The organism is Pseudomonas sp. R37(2017) (assembly GCF_002113375.1).
Lineage (GTDB): Bacteria > Pseudomonadota > Gammaproteobacteria > Pseudomonadales > Pseudomonadaceae > Aquipseudomonas.
The window spans coordinates 338,476-358,146 of the sequence record NZ_NEHO01000002.1 but is presented as its reverse complement, the minus strand read 5'-3'; the positions used below and the strand labels follow the sequence as shown (position 1 = coordinate 358,146).

The 19,671-nt window shown below is 60.6% G+C and carries 16 protein-coding genes; 8 read left to right on the top strand and 8 right to left on the bottom strand.

What is annotated here, in order from left to right; all coding sequences use genetic code 11:
• Nucleotides 1-80 precede the first annotated feature (80 nt).
• Complete coding sequence (locus CAG47_RS04805; protein ID WP_085723786.1) at nucleotides 81-1,421, bottom strand: OprD family outer membrane porin; 1,341 nt, start codon at nucleotides 1,419-1,421, stop codon at nucleotides 81-83.
• A gap of 370 nt (nucleotides 1,422-1,791) precedes the next feature.
• On the opposite strand from CAG47_RS04805, the gene tauA reads away from it, so the two are divergent.
• Nucleotides 1,792-2,775 carry a taurine ABC transporter substrate-binding protein gene (gene tauA / locus CAG47_RS04795; RefSeq protein WP_371917176.1) on the top strand — a complete coding sequence of 328 codons (984 nt, stop codon included), beginning with the start codon at nucleotides 1,792-1,794 and terminating at the stop codon, nucleotides 2,773-2,775.
• Between the two features lie 153 nt (nucleotides 2,776-2,928).
• Here tauA and argA read toward each other — a convergent pair whose 3' ends face one another.
• On the bottom strand, nucleotides 2,929-4,227 hold the full coding sequence (gene argA, locus CAG47_RS04790) for an amino-acid N-acetyltransferase (RefSeq protein ID WP_007978929.1): 1,299 nt from the start codon (nucleotides 4,225-4,227) through the stop codon (nucleotides 2,929-2,931).
• Nucleotides 4,228-4,488: 261 nt separating this feature from the next.
• Nucleotides 4,489-5,658 carry an acetylornithine deacetylase gene (gene argE, locus CAG47_RS04785; RefSeq protein ID WP_085723783.1) on the bottom strand — a complete coding sequence of 390 codons (1,170 nt, stop codon included), beginning with the start codon at nucleotides 5,656-5,658 and terminating at the stop codon, nucleotides 4,489-4,491.
• A 157-nt stretch (nucleotides 5,659-5,815) separates the two neighbouring features.
• Between argE and CAG47_RS04780 the strand changes: the two genes are divergently transcribed.
• Nucleotides 5,816-7,183, top strand: coding sequence for an inorganic triphosphatase (locus CAG47_RS04780; protein ID WP_085723782.1), 1,368 nt, complete (start codon nucleotides 5,816-5,818; stop codon nucleotides 7,181-7,183).
• A 115-nt stretch (nucleotides 7,184-7,298) separates the two neighbouring features.
• Here the strand turns inward: CAG47_RS04780 and CAG47_RS04775 are convergent, their stop codons facing one another.
• On the bottom strand, nucleotides 7,299-7,769 hold the full coding sequence (locus CAG47_RS04775; RefSeq protein WP_007993158.1) for an Lrp/AsnC family transcriptional regulator: 471 nt from the start codon (nucleotides 7,767-7,769) through the stop codon (nucleotides 7,299-7,301).
• Between the two features lie 126 nt (nucleotides 7,770-7,895).
• Here CAG47_RS04775 and CAG47_RS04770 point away from each other — a divergent pair, with 126 nt between their 5' ends.
• The 5 genes from CAG47_RS04770 (at nucleotide 7,896) to CAG47_RS04750 (ending at nucleotide 11,953) form a co-directional block, all read left to right on the top strand.
• Complete coding sequence (locus tag CAG47_RS04770; RefSeq protein ID WP_085723781.1) at nucleotides 7,896-8,234, top strand: hypothetical protein; 339 nt, start codon at nucleotides 7,896-7,898, stop codon at nucleotides 8,232-8,234.
• Nucleotides 8,235-8,324: 90 nt separating this feature from the next.
• Nucleotides 8,325-10,109 (top strand): GspE/PulE family protein, encoded by a 1,785-nt coding sequence (locus tag CAG47_RS04765; RefSeq protein ID WP_085723780.1) that lies wholly within the window; start codon nucleotides 8,325-8,327, stop codon nucleotides 10,107-10,109.
• A 78-nt stretch (nucleotides 10,110-10,187) separates the two neighbouring features.
• Complete coding sequence (locus CAG47_RS04760) at nucleotides 10,188-11,108, top strand: SPFH domain-containing protein (protein WP_085723779.1); 921 nt, start codon at nucleotides 10,188-10,190, stop codon at nucleotides 11,106-11,108.
• An 8-nt stretch (nucleotides 11,109-11,116) separates the two neighbouring features.
• The gene (locus CAG47_RS04755; protein ID WP_085723778.1) at nucleotides 11,117-11,566 is read left to right on the top strand and encodes an NfeD family protein; all 450 of its coding nucleotides are present in this window, start codon (nucleotides 11,117-11,119) and stop codon (nucleotides 11,564-11,566) included.
• A 69-nt stretch (nucleotides 11,567-11,635) separates the two neighbouring features.
• Nucleotides 11,636-11,953 (top strand): DUF2388 domain-containing protein, encoded by a 318-nt coding sequence (locus CAG47_RS04750; protein ID WP_085723777.1) that lies wholly within the window; start codon nucleotides 11,636-11,638, stop codon nucleotides 11,951-11,953.
• 107 nt (nucleotides 11,954-12,060) lie between these two features.
• Here CAG47_RS04750 and gcvP read toward each other — a convergent pair whose 3' ends face one another.
• Complete coding sequence (gene gcvP, locus CAG47_RS04745; RefSeq protein WP_085723776.1) at nucleotides 12,061-14,934, bottom strand: aminomethyl-transferring glycine dehydrogenase; 2,874 nt, start codon at nucleotides 14,932-14,934, stop codon at nucleotides 12,061-12,063.
• A 154-nt stretch (nucleotides 14,935-15,088) separates the two neighbouring features.
• Between gcvP and CAG47_RS04740 the strand changes: the two genes are divergently transcribed.
• Complete coding sequence (locus CAG47_RS04740) at nucleotides 15,089-16,228, top strand: DegT/DnrJ/EryC1/StrS aminotransferase family protein (RefSeq protein ID WP_085723775.1); 1,140 nt, start codon at nucleotides 15,089-15,091, stop codon at nucleotides 16,226-16,228.
• 114 nt (nucleotides 16,229-16,342) lie between these two features.
• On the opposite strand, the gene gcvH is transcribed toward CAG47_RS04740, so the two are convergent.
• The 3 genes from gcvH to CAG47_RS04725 all read right to left on the bottom strand — a co-directional run bounded on the left by gcvH (nucleotide 16,343) and on the right by CAG47_RS04725 (nucleotide 19,631).
• Nucleotides 16,343-16,726: a glycine cleavage system protein GcvH gene (gene gcvH, locus CAG47_RS04735; RefSeq protein ID WP_085723774.1), complete on the bottom strand. Its 384-nt coding sequence runs from the start codon at nucleotides 16,724-16,726 to the stop codon at nucleotides 16,343-16,345.
• 49 nt (nucleotides 16,727-16,775) lie between these two features.
• A complete protein-coding gene (gene gcvT / locus CAG47_RS04730) occupies nucleotides 16,776-17,858 on the bottom strand; it encodes a glycine cleavage system aminomethyltransferase GcvT (protein WP_085723773.1) in 1,083 nt (360 codons plus the stop codon).
• A 156-nt stretch (nucleotides 17,859-18,014) separates the two neighbouring features.
• Nucleotides 18,015-19,631 carry an iron ABC transporter permease gene (locus CAG47_RS04725; protein WP_085723772.1) on the bottom strand — a complete coding sequence of 539 codons (1,617 nt, stop codon included), beginning with the start codon at nucleotides 19,629-19,631 and terminating at the stop codon, nucleotides 18,015-18,017.
• Nucleotides 19,632-19,671 lie beyond the last annotated feature (40 nt).

Genomic DNA, 19,671 nt, shown 5'->3' with positions numbered 1-19,671 from the left:
AAATAGAATCTTTGTTTTTGGAATATAAAATTCTGCACAAAAAAAACCCCGCCAACCGACGGGGCTTTTTCATATGGCTATTACATGAAGCTGTAGGTGTAGTTGAAGATCAGACGGGTCTGGTCTTGATCGAGGGTGCTGGTGTTGCCACGGTAGGTGCCGTGACGCAGCGTCGTACCAAACCCTTTCAGCATGCCCGTTTGAATCACGTAATCAATACGCGCGTCGGTCTCGTGTTCACTCAGGTCTTTACCAACACCGTTGGTAGCCTTGATGTCCTGGCCATTCAAGTAAGCAATCGAAGCTTTCAAGCCTGGCACGCCCAGGGAGGCGAAGTCATAGGAGTACTGACCGAACGTGGTGTTTTCACCGGCACGGATAAAGCTGCCGACTGTGGCGTCGGTAAACGAGTAGAAGCTCGCGCCGCCGGCACCTTCAGGATTGCCGTTGCTATCGAGAAGGTTGCCCTGGTTCAGGAAAACGAAGCCGCCGTCATCGTTGACACGCTGATGCCCGAGCAGGAACGCGTTGCCACCCAGGGTATAGGTGAACATGGCGCTCCAGGTCTTGTTATCGACTACGCCCTTTTCCTTGGCGAAGCCGTTGTTGTTGTTGAACTGGAAGCCCGGATCACCGTTCTTGCCGTCGGAGCTGCTGTCGAAATAACGGATATCGGTCTTGAACGACTGATTGGCCGCGATCGGGTAGACGTGCACCAGGCCGAGGAAGTTCTGCTTGTAGAAGTCTTCCAGGTTCGCATAGTAGTACTGCAGCATGAGGTCTTTGGTGACCTTCCAGTCAGCACCGGCGTATTGGAATTTGTTGCTGTCCTGAGTAGCGCCAGCCACAGACAGGCCGGTGGAGTTCGAGGAGGCGCGACCCGACGCGTGCTCCAGTTGACCCAAATTGAAGGTCACGTTGTCGATTTCTTTGGAGGTGATAGTGCCACCTTCAAAGGTTTGTGGCAGCAGACGGCTGTCGTTCGCGATCAGGATCGGCAGGTTAGGTGCCAGAGCGCCACCCAGGTGAGCTTCGGTCTTCGAGAAGCGGGCCTTGACGTTGCCATCCAGACGGCTCCACTCGTCGGCCGCCTCGTTGCCATCGCTAGGGAAGAATGAGTTGCTGTTACCGGTTGGGTGATGCCCCTTGCCACCATCCAGGTGGATACCAACCAGAGCCTGGGCGTCGATACCAAAACCTACGGTACCCTGGGTAAAACCGGACAGATAATCGAACTTCAGACCCTCAGCGGTTTCTCGCTGACGGTTGGCAGGAGTGCTCGCACCTTCGCGCATATCGGCGTCGTAATACATGGTGCGAGAGCTGATGGAAGCCTTGCTGTCTTCCAGGAAACCTGCGGCGCCTGCCTGCTGCGCCAAAACCCCAACGGCCACGGCCAAAGCCAAGGTGGACTTGTTCATTGTGTAGCTCCTCTCGATTCTAATTCTTGTATTCCTGGTCTCGGGTCGTCGCCCGAAATCCTAAGATGCGCGATTAGCGCCAGACCGTGACTCACAAGTCAATCGTAACTTTGTGTGTCTACGACCATAGTCTAATCCCCGATTTTTTGGTCCCTGCAGGGTCATGATTTCGTCATGAACCTGAAAAGAACCACCCGATTCTTTTCTAATACCGTTTAGGAATTTAGCTCTCCACCCGCCAATCACCCCGAAATAGAGGGTTTGCACCATAAGCTAATTCCTAATCGGTATTTATTTTTACTTTTTTAGATCGATTAGTTTCGTACGCAATTCGGAAACAAATCCTTTACCGAAAGGCGGCCCCATGACGATCAAACGCGCACTATCCGGATCAATTGTTACAGTTTGTGTATCGCTGGCATTTTCTTTCACGGCTCAGGCGGCGAATCTCACCGTCGGTTACCAGACCGGAATCGACCCCAGCAAAGTCCCCCAGGCCGATGGCCTTTATGAAAAAACCATCGGCCAGCCTATCGACTGGCGGCGATTCAACAGCGGCCCGGAAGTGGTCACGGCGATAGCCTCGGGCGATGTGCAAATCGGCAACCTCGGCTCCAGTCCGCTGGCCGCTGCCGCCTCGCGCAACCTGCCGATTGTCGCGTTCATCGTCTCGGCCCAGATCAATGCCGCCGAAGCGCTGGTGGTGCGTAACGGCAGCGGCATTGAAAAACCGCAAGATCTGATCGGAAAGACCATCGCCACCCCGTTTGTTTCAACCTCACACTACAGCCTGCTGGGCGCGCTGAAGCACTGGGGCCTGGACAGTTCGAAAGTCAAAGTGGTGAATCTGCAGCCAGCGGAAATCGCAGCGGCCTGGAAGCGTGGCGATATTGATGGCGCGTTTGTCTGGTCGCCCGCCCTGGGGGAAATCCGCAAGACCGGCACGACCCTGACCGACGCTGCGCAGGTGGGCCAATGGGGTGCGCCAACCTTTGAGGTCTGGGTGGCGCGCAAGGATTACGCCGAGAAACATCCGGAGGTCGTGGCCAAGTTCGCCCGGGTTACCCTGGACTCGTTCGCCGACTATGCCGCTCATAAGGACCAATGGACCGTTGACTCGGTGCCCGTCCAGAAAATCGCCAAACTGACCGGTGCCAACGCCGCCGATGTACCGGACCTATTGGCCGGTTCCGCCTTCCCGGATGCCAAGGCGCAACAGAGCACCGCACTGCTGGACGGCGGCACGGCCAAGGCCATTGGCGAGACGGCGAAATTCTTGAAGGAGCAAGGGAAGGTTGAAACGGTGCTGCCGGATTACTCGCCTTATGTCAGTGCGAAGTTCGTAACCGAATAACACCGCCGCCCCTGTAGGAGCGGGTGCCCGCTTGCGGCACGCTCGCGATAGTCGCCAACGATAATGCTGGCGGCCTGACACCCCTCGGTGTTCTTGGGTTCATCGCGAGCTTGCCGCAAGCGGGCACCCGCTCCTACAGGGACCGCACCCTGATCACAGGGCTTTTTCGAAGATCTTCGAATTCCGCTGATAGTTGTACAGCGACGCCCGCGCCGACGGCAGTCGGTCGACGCTGCTGGGTTCGAAGCCACGCTCACGGAACCAGTGCGCGGTGCGGGTGGTGAGGACGAACAAGGTTTTCAAGCCCTGCGCCCGGGCGCGGGTTTCGATGCGCTCCAGCAGTTCATCGCCGCGACCGCCATGGCGGTACTCCGGATTCACCGCCAGACACGCCAGCTCGCCCGCGTCCGAATCGGCGATCTGATACAGCGCCGCACAGGCGATGATCATGCCTTCGCGCTCAACCACACTGAACTGCTCGATTTCGCGTTCCAGCACCTCGCGGGAACGGCGCACCAGGATGCCCTGCTCTTCCAGCGGGCTGATCAAGTCCAGCAAACCACCGACATCTTCAATGGCCGCTTCACGCACCACTTCGAACTGTTCCTGGGCCACCAGCGTGCCGCCACCGTCGCGGGTGAACAGCTCGGTCAGCAGCGCACCGTCTTCGGCGTAACTGACGATATGGCTGCGGGCCACGCCACCACGGCACGCTTCGGCTGCGGCATCCAGCAATTCCGCCTGATAGTTACTGCCCAGCCGCTGCAGATGCGCTGGCACTTGCTGCGGACGCAGCTCGCGCACCAGACGCCCGTGTTCGTCGATCAGGCCCAGGTCGGCGCCGAACAGCAGCAGCTTGTCCGCACCCAGGTCGATAGCCGCACGGGTGGCGACGTCTTCGCAAGCGAGGTTGAAAATCTCCCCGGTCGGCGAATAGCCCAACGGCGACAGCAATACGATGGAGCGCTCGTCCAGCAGACGGTTGATGCCCTTGCGATCGACCCGGCGCACTTCGCCGGTATGGTGGTAGTCGACCCCCTCAAGCACGCCGATCGGCCGCGCCGTCACCAGGTTGCCGCTGGCTACCCGCAGGCGCGAGCCCTGCATTGGCGACGACGCCATGTCCATTGACAGGCGAGCCTCGATGGCAATGCGCAACTGGCCAACCGCGTCGATCACGCACTCCAGGGTCGCGGCATCGGTGATGCGCATGCCGTGGTGGTAATGCGGAGTCAGGCCACGAGCCGCCAGACGCGCTTCGATTTGTGGCCGGGAGCCGTGAACCAGCACCAGCCGCACACCCAGGCTGTGCAGCAGCACCAGGTCGTGGACGATATTGCCGAAGTTCGGGTGTTCAACACCGTCGCCGGGCAGCATGACGACAAAGGTGCAATCGCGGTGGGCGTTGATGTAAGGGGAAGCGTGACGAAGCCAATTGACGTATTCGGGCATGAACCTGGGCCTGTAATAAATAGCAGCCGAAAAAAGAGCGAAACGGAAAACGCACAGCGGGCTGATGGTTATCGTCGGAACAGGCTTGGCGACACGCGCGCTCTCCTCATGAATACGGGTTTGGGTACCGGCAATTTAAACGCAAACATCCTGTAGGAGCGAGCACGCTCGCGATGAACGACAGCGCGACGCGGGGTATCAGGCGGCCAGCGTCATCGTTGACGACCATCGCGAGCATGCTCGCTCCTACAGAGGGTGCGCTCAACCAGCGGGGACCGAATTTTGAGCCGGTTTGAGGCAGTAATGTTCGATCAGTTGCCTTAATAGATGCACCGTAGGCTGCAAACGTGACATTTCGAGGTATTCCCCCGGCTGATGGGCGCAGGCGATATCACCTGGGCCGAGCACCAGCGTTTCACAGCCAAGGCGCTGAAGATAAGGCGCTTCTGTGCCGAACGCCACTGCTTCGGCGCTGTGCCCGGTGAGCTTTTCGGCGAGCCGTACCAGTTCGGCATCCTCGGCCTGCTCGAATGGCGGCACTTCGGGGAACAACGGTGCGTAGTCGATCGTCACCTGATGCCGCTCGGCAACTGGCCTGAGTTTCTGCAGGATCTCGGCGCGCAAGACCTTGGGGTCCATGCCGGGCAATGGTCGCAGATCGAACTCCAGCGAACACTGGCCGCAGATGCGATTGGGGTTGTCGCCGCCATGGATGCAGCCGAAATTCATCGTGGGCGTCGGCACGCCAAACTGTGGATTACGGAATTCTCGCTGCCATAACAGGCGCAGGCCACGCAGTTCGCCGATGGCATCGTGCATGGCTTCCAGAGCGCTGTGGCCCAGGCGCGGGTCAGATGAGTGACCACTCTGCCCGAGAATGTCGATGCGCTCCATCATGATGCCTTTGTGCATGCGGATCGGCTTGAGCCCGGTCGGCTCGCCGATCACCGCCGCCCGCCCCAGCGGTCGCCCCGCTTCGGCCAGCGCGCGAGCGCCGGACATCGAGCTTTCTTCATCGCAGGTGGCGAGAATCAGCAACGGCTGTTTGAACGGCTGATCGAGCAGCGGTTTGACCGCCTCGATGGCCAGGGCGAAAAAGCCCTTCATGTCGCAACTGCCCAGGCCGACCCAACGACCGTCGACTTCAGTCAATTTCAGCGGGTCGGTTTGCCACAGCGCACCGTCGAACGGCACGGTGTCGCTGTGCCCGGCCAGCACCAGGCCGCCGGGACCGGAGCCGAAACTGGCCAGCAGGTTGAACTTGCCGGGGCTGACCTGCTGGATCTCGCAGGCAAAACCCAGCTCGCCGAGCCAGGTCGCCAACAGATCGATCACCGGGCGGTTGCTTTGATCGAGACTGGGTTGGGTGCAACTGACGGACGGTACAGCGATCAACGCAGCGAATTGTTCTTTCATCGACGGCAATGGCATCGCTGACTCCCGGCACCCGAATTGAAGTCCATCATAGAACCAAGTGGTGACAGGAATAAACCGTCGCGGCGCGGACTAACCTTGAGTCCTGTACACTGCACGACCTTGGCAGCCATACATTCCCCCGGCTGCGCTCCCGATCCTGGATTTTCCGGCCATGCAGAAAGAAACCGAAATCAAACTCCGCGTCAGCCGCGAAACCCTCGCCGCCCTGCGCGAGCACCCGTTACTGAAAAAACGCAACAAAAGTGGCTGGGAACGCCGTGAGTTGATGAACCAGTACTTCGACACGCACGAGCGCGACCTGGCGCAGGCCAAAGTCGCCCTGCGCCTGCGCAAGGATGGCGAAGAAGTGATTCAGACCCTCAAGACCCGCGGCCAGAGCATCGCTGGCCTGTCGGTACGTAACGAGTACGACTGGAACCTGCCCAAAGCCAAGCTCGACCTGAAGAAACTCGACGGCGAATGCTGGCCCGAAGAACTGGCCGAACTGGACAAAAAAACCCTGAAGCCGATCTTCACCACCGACTTCGTCCGCGAACGCGCAGAAATCGCTTGGGGTCGCGGCAAGACCAAAGTGGTCATCGAAGCCGCGCTGGACCTGGGTCACGTCGTTGCCGGCAAGCAGAAAGAAGAAATCTGCGAGCTGGAACTGGAACTGCGCGAAGGCGAGCCGGCAGCCCTGCTGGAACTGGCCGCCGAGCTGGCCGAGAAACTGGCCCTGATGCCATGCGACATCAGCAAGGCCGAGCGCGGTTATCGCTTGTACGACGCCCACAGCTACTCATTGAGCCTGCCGGCGCCGCAGATCACCGCCGAAACGCCGCTGGACGAAGCCTTCGCCGAGCTGAGCTGGCATTTGCTCGGTAGTAGCCAGCGTCTGGCCGAGCAATATCGCTTCAACGGTCACTGGCGCCTGTTGCAGGACTGGGTCGAAAACCTCGCGGAAATGCGCGCACTGATCAGCAGCCTCGGCCAGGCCGCTCCGCGTCAGTCGACCCATGATTTGCGTATCGCCCTCGATGCCTTGCTGGAAGACTGGCGTCCGCTGGTCCAGGCCGGCCTGGAAGACGAAGACGTACGCAAAGCCGCGCCGGAGCAGTTCCTCGAAGAACTCGAAGACCCGCGCTGGGGCCTGTTCTCCCTGACAACCTCGCGCTGGTTGCTGGCCCGCACCTGGGCCGCCGACCGCAACACCCGTGGCAATCGCCAGGGCGCTGCACAACTGAGCAGCTGGTTGCCGCGCCTGTTGGGCGAAGAAGCCACATCGTTGCAACTGCAGCGTTACCAGCAACAACCGGAAGATCTGGCCGAGCAGCTGCCACGCATCGAACGCATTCAGGTCTGGCTGCACCATGCGCGCAACGTGCTGGAGATCCCGGAAATGGATCGCCTGTACGGCGAGCTGAACAAACTGGCGCAACTGGCCAACGAATCGATCACCGATGAAGTCCTGGAGGCGCGCAAGCAGCAGGCAATCGCGGTGTATCAGAACCGTGCCTGGAAAATGCTGTTGCGTCTGTAACACCCTGTGGCGAGGGGGCTTGCCCCCGTTGGGTTGCGCAGCGACCCCAAAAAATGGGCCTGCTGCGCAGTCCAACGGGGGCAAGCCCCCTCGCCACAATGCTCCTCAAGCACCATCAGCGCACTACCGGCAAACTGGTGGTCGACTTGATCTCCGACAACGCCACGATCGAATTGACCTCCTGAATCCCCGGCACCATCGACAATTTCTCGAAGAAGAAACGCTCGTAAGCCTCGATGTCCGCCGTGACAATCCGCAGTAGAAAATCCACCGCCCCCATCAGCACATAACACTCCAGCACTTCCGGAAAACCACGAATCGCCTCGGTGAATTCGGTGAAGTTCGAACGCCCGTGGGCATTGAGTTTCACCTCCGCGAAGATCTGCGTATTCAGGCCGATTTTCTTGCGATCGAGCAAGGTCACCTGCCCGCGAATGATGCCCTCTTCTTTCATCCGCTGAATCCGCCGCCAGCACGGCGACTGCGAGAGCCCCACCTGCTCGGCGATCTGCGCGCTGGAAAGCGAAGCATCCTCTTGCAGCAAGGCGAGGATCTTGCGGTCATAGCTGTCCAGTTCGCTCTGCATAAAAAAACCCTCAACCTGGCAATTAGTGAATTGATCAATTCTATTTTTCTGCAATACAGCCAATCATAGAGAAGAAATACCCGCTACAGGATGTAAACATTTCTCCAGAAATTCTGGAGCCTGACCATGCCGTATCTCGAAGCTGTGAACACCCCTCCTCTGCGCGCCGATGTCTGGAACGCCAGCAAAGCCCGTTGCCGTGTTCACTATCAAATGCTGGCCGAAGCAGAACCGGACCTGCTGTGCCGCGCCCTCAATTTGTTCGCCTTGCAATTGCTCACGCCGGAACAGGTCAACGTGCAGCGCCAGGACGACCGGCTGAGCATCGACATCGTCATCGACGGGCTGAGTTGGCACCGTGCGCAAGTGATTGCGGAAAAACTTCGTAATCTGATCAGCGTCTGCTCGGTGGAGCTGCAGGAAGCTGAGTCCGCATGGGCCGAGGCGGCTCAAGCGGCGGGCTGACAAACTCCGAAACGGCTTCGCCAGGTAGTGGCCCAGCGGTCAACCGGACCACGGCTATCCTTTGCCGACTGTCGTTCAAAAGGAGTCCGCATGTCCGTACAACTCGCCTCACAGGACCGCTGGCTGGATCTCAATGATGTGCTGCGCGAGCTGGTCGCCCAGGGCTTTATCAGCCAGGATTCGGCCGAACACGCACTCAATGCCCGCCGCCGCAACGCCACCCATGGCCACACACATCCGCTGGAGTTCATCGCCAGCCAACAACTGGAAGATCTCAGCCGCCCCGGCAAACCGCTGGACCTCGAAAGCCTGGTCCTGTGGCTGTCCCGGCAGGCCGGGCAGCCTTACCTGCGCATCGATCCGTTGAAGATCAACGTCGCGGCCGTGACCCCGCTGATGTCCTATGCCTTCGCCCAGCGCCACAAGATCCTCGCGGTAGCGATCGACCGTGATGCGGTCACCGTGGCCAGCGCCCAGCCTTATGTCAGCGGCTGGGAAGCTGACTTGACCCACGTGCTCAAGCTGCCGATCAAGCGCGTAGTCGCCAACCCGGTGGACATCCAGCGTTTCAGCGTCGAATTCTTTCGCCTGGCCAAATCGGTCACCGGGGCGAACAGCGCCGACCCGCACGTCAGTACCCTCGGCAATTTCGAACAGCTGCTCAACCTCGGCGCCAGCGACCAGGAGCCGGACGCCAACGATGCGCACATCGTCAACATCGTCGACTGGCTGTTCCAGTACGCGTTCCAGCAACGCGCCAGCGACATCCACATCGAACCCCGGCGCGAGCAAGGCACGGTGCGCTTTCGTATCGACGGCGTGCTGCACAACGTCTATCAATTCCCGCCCCAGGTCACCATGGCCGTCGTCAGTCGCCTGAAAACCCTGGGGCGCATGAACGTCGCGGAGAAACGCAAACCCCAGGACGGCCGGGTCAAAACCAAGACCCCGGACGGCGGCGAAGTCGAACTGCGTCTGTCGACACTGCCCACCGCCTTCGGCGAAAAAATGGTCATGCGGATCTTCGACCCGGAAGTCCTGCTCAAGGACTTCGACCAGCTCGGGTTTTCCATCGACGACCTGCGCCGCTGGCAGGACATGACACGTCAACCCCACGGCATCATCCTCGTCACCGGGCCGACGGGCTCGGGCAAGACCACTACCCTCTACACCACCCTGAAAAAACTGGCGACATCGGAGGTCAACCTCTGCACCATCGAAGACCCGATTGAAATGGTCGAGCCGGCGTTCAACCAGATGCAGGTCCAGCACAACATCGACCTGACTTTCGCCGCCGGCGTGCGCGCGCTGATGCGGCAAGATCCGGACATCATCATGATCGGCGAGATCCGCGACCTCGAAACCGCGGAGATGGCGATCCAGGCTGCGCTCACCGGGCACCTGGTGCTGTCGACCCTGCACACCAACGATGCGCCCAGCGCCATCAGCCGCCTGCTGGAACTCGGCGTGCCGCACTACCTGATCAAGGCCACAGTACTCGGCGTCATGGCCCAGCGACTGGTGCGAACCCTGTGCTCCCACTGCAAGGCGCCGCTGACCCTGGGCGAAGACGACTGGCAAACCCTGACCCGGCCCTGGCAAGCACCCTTGCCGGGCAATGCCCAGCAGGCCGTTGGCTGCCTGGAATGCCGCGACACGGGCTATCACGGTCGCGCCGGGGTCTACGAAATCATGCAGCTCAGCGATGGCATCAAGGCGTTGATCAGTCCCGACACCGATCTGCTGGCCGTGCGGCGCCTGGCGTTCAAGGAAGGCATGCGCAGCCTGCGGCTGTCAGGGGCGCAAAAGGTCGCCGCCGGGCTGACGACCATCGAGGAGGTTCTGCGCGTGACACCCCAGAGCGAGCAAAACTGAGTACCGCTTTTCTTTTCCGGCACCGCTACACTCCAGTCATTGCTTCTCCACAGATCCACACATCAACAAGGAATCGTTATGCAGATCGGTAGTGTGCTTTTGCTTTTTGTCGGCTTGGTGGTCGCCATTCTGTTCATGGGGTTCAAGGTCGTACCCCAGGGCTTCGAATGGACCGTCGAGCGTTTCGGGCGCTACACCAACACACTCAAGCCGGGCCTGAACGTCATCGTTCCGGTCATGGACCGCATCGGGCGCAAGATGAATGTGATGGAAAGCGTGCTGGATATTCCGCCGCAGGAAGTCATCACCGCCGACAACGCCACGGTGCAAATCGACGCCGTGTGTTTCTTCCAGGTGGTCAACACGGCCCAGGCCGCCTATGAGGTCAACAACCTCGAACACGCCATCCGCAACCTGCTGCAAACCAACATCCGTACGGTGCTCGGCTCGATGGAGCTCGACGCCATGCTCAGCCAGCGCGACGGGATCAACGAGAAACTGCTGCGCACCGTCGATGAAGCGACTGCGCCGTGGGGCATCAAGATCACCCGGATCGAGATCAAGGACATCAGTCCACCCGCCGACCTGATGGCCGCGATGTCGGGGCAGATGAAAGCCGAACGGATCAAGCGTGCGCAAATTCTGGAAGCCGAAGGCTTGCGCGCTGCAGCGATCCTGACCGCCGAAGGCAAGAAGCAGGCGCAGATCCTCGAAGCCGAAGGCAGTCGTCAGGCCGCCTTCCTGGAGTCCGAAGCCCGCGAGCGGCAAGCAGCGGCAGAAGCCCAGGCGACCAAAGTGGTGTCCGAGGCCATCGCCAGCGGCAACGTGCAAGCGGTCAACTACTTCGTCGCGCAGAAGTACATCGATGCGCTGGGCCAGCTGTCGTCGGCCAACAACAGCAAAGTGATCCTGATGCCGCTGGAAGCCAGTTCGATGATCGGCGCGGTGGGAGGCATTGGCGAAATCGTCAAGGCCACTTTCGATCACAAGAAAGCCTGAGGCGCGTCATGTGGGCATTTTTTCAGCATCTTTCGTTCTGGGACTGGCTGGCGCTGGGCACGGTGCTGTTGATTCTCGAGGTGTTTGGCGCTGGCGGCTACCTGTTGTGGATAGGTATGGCCGCGGCAGCCGTGGGCGTCTTGACCTTCCTCCTGCCGGGCCTGTCCTGGGAATGGCAGTTTCTATTGTTCGGCCTGCTGTCGATCGCCACCGCGTTGTACTGGTGGCGGCGTCAGCGCACGGCGAGGCGCCCGAGCGACCAGCCGCACTTGAATCTGCGCGGCCAGGAACTGATCGGCAAAACCTTCGTGGTGCATGAAGCGATTGTCGACGGGCGCGGCAAAATCAAGGTGGCCGACGGCGTGTGGATGGCTCGCGGGCCGGACGCTGGCATTGGCTGCCGCGTGCGGGTAGTCGGCCAGCAAGGCGCGATCCTGCTGGTCGAAACGGCAGAATAGGCACCCACGGAACTCGATTGGGGGTTGGCAATCCAACCGCGTAGTCAAACCCAGTGGAGTCACCCTGTCATGCGTTTCAAACTTGCTGTCGCTACCGTCGCGCTGTTGTCCCTGCCTGTCGGTTCGGCGATGGCCGATACTTTTTGGCGTAACGTTCTTACCTCCGGCGCCACCACCGGTTCGAGCTATCTGACTTCCAAGGATCACAAGCTGGTCGTCGCAGCCCAGGACGACGCCAGCAGCTTCGTCGCCAGCGACGGCGGTATCCGTGGCCCTTACCTGGAAGCGGCCATGCAGAAAGTCCGCGCCGACAACCCGGGCCTGCAAGCCACGGACATGGAACTGGCGAATGCCATCCTGGCGAAGAATGCCGTGGCTTCGGAGTAACAGTCGCGAACAGCAAAATGCCGCTCACTTGAGCGGCATTTTTTTGCCTTTCGAACACAAACCCCAAGTTCACCGAGCCCCACAGGGGTCATGTGCAGCCTGAAATGTCAGCGGTAGTCGTCGACCGGCACGCACGCACAAAACAGGTTCCGGTCCCCATACACATTGTCCACCCGGTTCACCACCGGCCAGTATTTGTGAGCCTTGGTGTGCGCGTCCGGCGTGACCGCCTGCACGATGCTGTAGGGTCGCTCCCACACGCCGGTGATATCGGCCAACGTATGCGGCGCACCTTTGAGCGGGTTTTCTTCGGCTGGCCAGTTACCGTTCTGCACCTCGTTGATTTCCGCGCGAATGCTCAGCATCGCCCCGATGAACCGGTCCAGTTCCGCCTTCGATTCACTTTCGGTCGGTTCGACCATCAGCGTCCCCGGCACCGGAAACGACATGGTCGGGGCATGGAAGCCGTAGTCCATCAAGCGCTTGGCGACGTCCTCTTCGGTGATGCCGGTCAACACCTTGAGCGGTCGCAGGTCGAGAATGCATTCGTGCGCCACCCGTTCGTTGCGCCCGGTGTACAGCACCGGGAAGGCACCGGACAAATGCCGCGCCAGGTAGTTCGCGGCCAGGATCGCCACTTCGCTGGCGTCCGCCAGTTGCGGCCCCATCATCGCGATGTACATCCAGCTGATCGGCAAAATGCTCGCGCTGCCCCATGGCGCCGCGCTGACGGCGCCATTTTGCGGGTGCGGTCCGTCGATCGGCACCACCGGATGGTTGGCCACGAACGGTGCCAGATGCGCCCGAACGCCAATCGGACCCATGCCCGGCCCACCACCACCATGGGGAATGCAGAAGGTCTTGTGCAGGTTCATGTGCGAGACATCGGCGCCAATATCGGCCGGCCGCGCCAACCCAACCTGAGCGTTGAGGTTGGCGCCATCCATGTACACCTGACCGCCGTGCTGGTGGATCACGTCGCAGATTTCGCTGATGCCCTCCTCATACACACCATGGGTCGAAGGATAGGTCGCCATCAGGCAGGCGAGTTTGTCGGCGGCCTGTGCGGCTTTGTCCTTGAGGTCATCCAGGTCGACGTTACCCGCCTCGTCGCACTCGACGATCACCACGCGCATCCCGGCCATTTGCGCCGACGCCGGATTGGTGCCGTGAGCCGAGGAAGGAATCAGGCAAATATCACGGCCACCCTGATGACGGCTTTCATGGTATTTGCGGATCGCCAACAGCCCGGCGTATTCGCCCTGCGCGCCGGAGTTTGGCTGCATGCAGATCGCGTCGAAACCGGTGATCGCGCACAGCCAGCGCTCCAGCTCTTCGATCATCAGCCCATACCCGGCGGCCTGTTCTTTGGGTACGAACGGGTGCAGGTTGGCGAACTGCGGCCAGGTAATCGGGATCATCTCGCTGGTGGCGTTCAATTTCATGGTGCAGGAACCCAGCGGGATCATCGATTGATTGAGCGCCAGGTCCTTGTTTTCCAGTTGCTTGAGGTAGCGCAGCATCTCGGTTTCGCTGTGATGGGCGCTGAACACCGGATGGCGCAGACAAGGCGAGGTTCGCGCCAGCCCTTCGGGAATTCCGCCAGGCAAGACTTCGGCATCCAGGTCCTCGATGCGCAGGCCATGATCGGCCCCCAGGAACACGTCGAACAGTTTCACCACGGTGGTTTCGTCACAGGCCTCGTCGAGGCTCAAGCCCAACTGCCCGCGCCCGAGAATACGCAGGTTGATCTGCGCGGCCCGGGCACTTTCGATGATCGCCGTCTGGGTTCCGCCAACCTCCAGCGTCAGGGTGTCGAAGAAGTGCCGGTTGACCCGGGTGATACCTTTGCGTTCAAGCCCGGCGGCAAGGATGCAGGTCAGCCGATGAACCCGCTGGGCGATCCGCTTGAGCCCTTCAGGGCCGTGGTAGACGGCATAGAAACTGGCGATATTGGCCAGCAGCACCTGGGCCGTGCAAATGTTGGAGTTGGCCTTCTCCCGGCGGATGTGTTGCTCGCGGGTTTGCAGGGCCATGCGCAGGGCGGTGTTGCCCCGCGCATCTTTCGAGACCCCGATGATCCGCCCGGGAATCGCTCGCTTGTATTCATCGCGGCTGGCAAAAAATGCCGCGTGCGGCCCGCCATAGCCCATGGGCACGCCAAATCGCTGGGACGAGCCGAACACCACATCGGCGCCCAGTTCACCCGGCGGGGTCAGCAACAACAGGCTCAGCAAATCCGTGGCGACACAGGCCAGGGCCTGTTGCGCGTGCAGGTGGTCGATCAACGGCCGCAGGTCGTGGATTTCACCGTGGGTGTCCGGGTATTGCAGCAACGCGCCGAACACCTGGTGCTGCTTCAAGTTATCCACAGCGTCGACGATCAGCTCGAAGCCGAAACCTTCAGCGCGGGTCTGCACCACGGAAATGGTTTGCGGATGGCAGTTTTCATCGACAAAGAACAGGTTGCTTTTGGACTTGGCAACCCGCTTGGCCAGGGCCATGGCTTCCGCCGCAGCGGTGGCCTCATCGAGCAGCGAGGCGTTGGCCAGTTCCAGGCCGGTCAGGTCGATGGTCAGTTGCTGGAAGTTCAGCAGCGCTTCCAGCCGCCCTTGGGCGATTTCCGGTTGATAAGGCGTGTAAGCGGTGTACCAGCCGGGGTTTTCCAGCACGTTACGCACGATGACGGCCGGTGTGAGGGTGCCGTGGTAGCCCATGCCGATCAGGCTGGTCCAGACCTGGTTCTGCTCGGCATAACCGCGCAGCTTGGCCAGCGCGGCCTCTTCATCGAGTGCCGGGGGCAGGTCCAGCGGCCGGTTGAGGCGGATGCCCGGTGGCACGGTTTGCTCGATCAATTCGACCCGGCTGCCGAGGCCGAGGCTGTCGAGCATCGCCTGTTGCTCGGCGGCATCGGGTCCAAGGTGGCGGCGCAGAAAGGCATTGGGGTCGCGTAACTGGCTCAGGGACGGCAACTGGGACATGACGGGCTCTCTCTTGACTGGCGCTCAGCGTCGATGCAACACGGTCAAACCAGCATAGCAGTCGATCTCACCGTGTATGACGTGGCGCGGTCGACCAATCCGGATCATCATGTCCGGCGCCAACCTAATGTCCGCTGATCGGGTGACTGTATCCATGAGCCAACTGCCTTTCCTGCCGTTTTCCAAACCCACCATCGATGAAGCCACGATCGCCGCCGTCGGCGACGTATTGCGCTCGGGCTGGATCACCAGCGGCCCCAAGGTCCAGGCCTTCGAAGCACAACTCTCGGAGTATTTTGGCGGGCGCCCGGTGCGCACCTTCAACTCCGGCACCTGCACCATGGAAATCGCCTTGCGCATTGCCGGGGTCGGGCCGGGCGATGAAGTGATCACCACGCCGATTTCCTGGGTGGCCACCGCCAACGTCATCCTGGAAGTCGGCGCCACCCCGGTGTTTGCCGACATCGACCCGGTGACCCGCAATATCGATCTGGACCGGTTGGAAGCAGCGATCACGCCACGCACCAAAGCCATCATCCCGGTATACCTCGCCGGGCTGCCGGTAGACATGACGCGGCTGTACGCCCTGGCGAACAAGCACGGCCTGCGGATCGTCGAAGATGCGGCCCAGGCGTTGGGTTCGAGCTGGAATGGCCAGCGCATTGGCTCGACCGGTGATTTCGTGTCTTTCAGTTTCCAGGCGAACAAAAACGTCACGTCCTCCGAGGGCGGTTGCCTGGTGCTCAATACGGCCGAAGAAGTGCGCCTGGCAGAGAAATACCGGCTGCAGGGCGTTACCCGCAACGGCTTCGATGGTCTGGATGTCGACGTGCTGGGCGGCAAATTCAACATGACTGATGTCGCCGCGGCCATTGGCCTGGGGCAATTTGCCCATATCGACGCCATCACCGCTCATCGCCGTGATCTGGCCCGCCACTATTTCGCCTGTTTTGGCGAGGATTTCGAAGCCAGGTACGGAGCGCAATTGCCGCCAGCGGATTTCACCCAGAGCAACTGGCATTTGTTCCAGCTGGTATTACCAGAACGCATGGATGGCAAACCGGCGCGGGCGACTTTCATGGAGCAGATGCAGGCTTTGGGTGTCGGGATCGGCTATCACTACCCGCCGATTCACCTGCTGAGCCTTTACCGCGAGCGCGGATTCAAGGAAGGCATGTTCCCGATTGCCGAGCGGGTCGGTCGGCTGATTGTCTCGCTGCCGATGTTCACGGCGATGAGCAAAGCGGATGTCGAGCGTTCGGTGGCGGCCGTGAAAGCCGTTCTGAACCCATAAACCTGTGGGAGCGAGCCTGCTCGCGAATCGGGAGTGTCAGCTGGCATGAATGTTTGCTGACACAACGCTTTCGCGAGCAGGCTCGCTCCCACATGGGCTTTCACAAAGCGAGCGTTATTCGCCGATGGCAGCCTTGTAGCCGGCTGCATCCAGCAGTTTGTCCAGCTCGGCGGTGTTGCTTGGCTTGAGCTTGAAGATCCACGCGCCGTACGGATCGGAGTTGAGCAGCTCAGGCTCACCGCTCAGTGCGTCATTGACAGCGATCACTTCACCGCTGATCGGTGCATAAATGTCGGAAGCGGCTTTAACCGATTCAACGACACCCGACTGATCTCCGGCAGCAAACACGTTGCCGACTTCAGTCAGCTCGACAAACACCACATCACCCAGCGCTTCCTGCGCGTGATCGCTGATGCCCACGGTGACGGTGCCATCGGCTTCCAGACGTGCCCATTCGTGACTTTCGGCAAAACGCAGGTCGGCAGGGATATTGCTCATGTTCTGTGTCCTCAGGAAAAGAGTCGGCGGGCATGCCCGCCAGAAAAGGTTAGATCAAGGTTTTGCCGTGACGTACGAAGGTCGGTTTGACCACCCGGACCGGGTACCACTTGCCACGGATTTCCACTTCAGCGCGGTCGGCAGTTGCCATTGGTACGCGCGCCAGTGCAATCGACTTGCTTAGCGTAGGAGAGAAACTACCACTGGTGATCTCCCCTTCGCCAACATCGGCGATACGGACCACTTGATGAGCACGTAAAACACCGCGTTCCTCAAGGACCAGACCGACCAGTTTGTGCCGCACGCCGGCAGCCTGCTCGGCCTCCAGCGCGTTGCGCCCGATGAATTGCCGGGTGGCGGGCTCCCAGGCGATGGTCCAGGCCATGTTGGAGGCCAAGGGTGAAATATCCTGCTGGATGTCCTGACCGTAAAGGTTCATGCCGGCTTCGACCCGCAAGGTATCCCGCGCGCCAAGGCCGATAGGGGAAATCCCGGCACCGACCAGATCGTAGAAAAAGCCTGGCGCCTGATCGGCCGGCAGAATGATTTCCAGGCCGTCTTCACCGGTGTAACCGGTGCGCGCGATAAACCAGTCACCGTCGGGAAGGCCTTCGAAGGGCTTGAGGAGCTGGATCAGGTTGCCGCGGGACTGGTTGACCAGCTCGGCAATTTTTTGCCGGGCATGAGGCCCTTGAATGGCCAGCATCGCCAGCTCGGAACGCTCGCGAAGTTGCACGTCGAAACCGTCGAGATGGGCTTGCATCCAGGCGATGTCCTGATCGCGGGTGGAGGCATTGACCACCAGGCGATAACCCTCGTCGAGACGGTAGACGATCATGTCGTCGACGATGCCGCCCTGCTCGTTGAGCATGGTGCTGTACAACGCACGGCCGGGGCTGTGCAGGCGTTCGACATCATTGGCCAGCAAATGCTGGAGCCAGGCTTTGGCCTGGGGGCCGCCGACGTCGATTACGGTCATGTGGGATACATCGAAAACACCGCAGTCGCGGCGCACCTGATGGTGTTCCTCGACCTGCGATCCATAATGCAGAGGCATGTCCCAACCGCCAAAATCGACCATCTTCGCGCCAAGTGCGAGATGAAGGTCATACAGAGGCGTACGCTGTCCCATGGGTTTCTCCTTCCGGGCGTGGCGAAGGTGCGGACAGGTGCTGCACGGACTGAATGCCTTGAAACAAAGGGCCTTTAGCCGATTTCAGCTACCTGGTCTGTCAGACGGACCGCACCGAATGCCGCGCATTGTAGCCGCAAGGTGTAGGACTGACACCTAGCTGTTTCGATGTGCCGAACGCCGGATCAATCCGATGACCGGTAACAGCCCGACCAGCACCAGCGTCAATGCCGGCAAAGATGCCCTCGCCCATTCTCCTTCGCTGGTCATTTCAAAGATCCGCACCGCCAGCGTGTCCCAGCCAAACGGGCGCATCAGCAGGGTTGCGGGCATTTCCTTGAGCACATCGACGAACACCAGCAGCGCAGCGCTCAAGGTGCCAGGCAACAACAACGGTAGATACACTTTGAAAAACAGTCGTGGACCACTGACGCCCAGGCTACGTGCCGCTTCGGGCAAAGATGGCCGTATACGCGCCAGACTGCTTTCCAGTGGCCCGTAGGCCACTGCGATGAAACGCACCAGATAGGCCAGCAACAACGCCGACAGACTGCCCAGCAGCAGAGGCTTGCCCGCGCCGCCGAGCCAGCTCGAGAGCGGGATCACCAGTTCGCGATCCAGATAACTGAACGCCAGCATGATCGACACCGCCAGCACCGAACCCGGCAAGGCGTAGCCCAGGTTGGCCAGACTGATCCCGGAACGAATGACCCGAGTAGGCGCCAGTCGTCGGGCAAACGCCAGTAACAAGGCAACGCTGACGGTGATCAACGCCGCCATCGCCCCCAGATACAGGGTATGAACGATCAACCCGGTGTAGCGCTCGTCCAAATCGAAACGCCCACGCTGCCAGAACCACACCGCCAATTGCAGCATCGGGATAACGAAAGCGCAGGCAAACACCAGCCCGCACCAGGTCGTGGCGGCCAGTGCCTTGAAGCCCCGCAGATGATAGAGCGCCTTGACCCGTGGTCGCTCGTTGCTCGCCCGGTTGGCACCGCGGGCACGCCGCTCTCCGTACAACACGAGCATCACCACCAGCAGCAACAGGCTGGCCAGTTGCGCAGCGGAAGACAGGCTGAAAAAGCCGTACCAGGTCTTGTAGATGGCCGTGGTGAAGGTATCGAAGTTGAACACCGACACTGCACCAAAATCCGCCAGGGTTTCCATCAGCGCCAATGCCACACCCGCACCGATGGCCGGCCGCGCCATGGGCAATGCCACCCGCCAGAACGCTTGCCAGGGCGATTGGCCAAGGACCCGCGCCGCTTCCATCAAACCTTTGCCCTGGGCGAGGAAGGCCGTGCGGGCCAGCAAATAAACATAGGGATAGAAGACCAGCACCAGCACCACGATCACACCACCCGTGGAGCGCACGCGCGGCAGCCGCAAACCACTGCCGAACCACTCGCGCAGCAGGGTTTGCACAGGCCCTGCGAAATCCAGCAGGCCAACGAAAACAAACGCCAGTACATAGGCCGGTATTGCGAAAGGCAACATCAGCGCCCAATCGAGCCAGCGCCGACCGGGGAATTCACAGAGGCTGGTCAGCCAGGCAAGGCTGACGCCCAACAAGGTGACACCCGCACCGACACCGAGCACCAGCGTCAGCGTATTGCCCAGCAGACGCGGCATCTGGGTGTCCCACAGATGGGACCAGATTTGGACATCGATGGCTTGCCAGGAAAGCAGCAGTACGCTCAGGGGCAACAAGACCAGCGCAGCGATGGCGAAGACGACTGGATACCAGCGGCGTTGGGCGGGATGGGCCACAGGCTTGGTTCTCTACTATCTGATGGATGAGGTCGACACA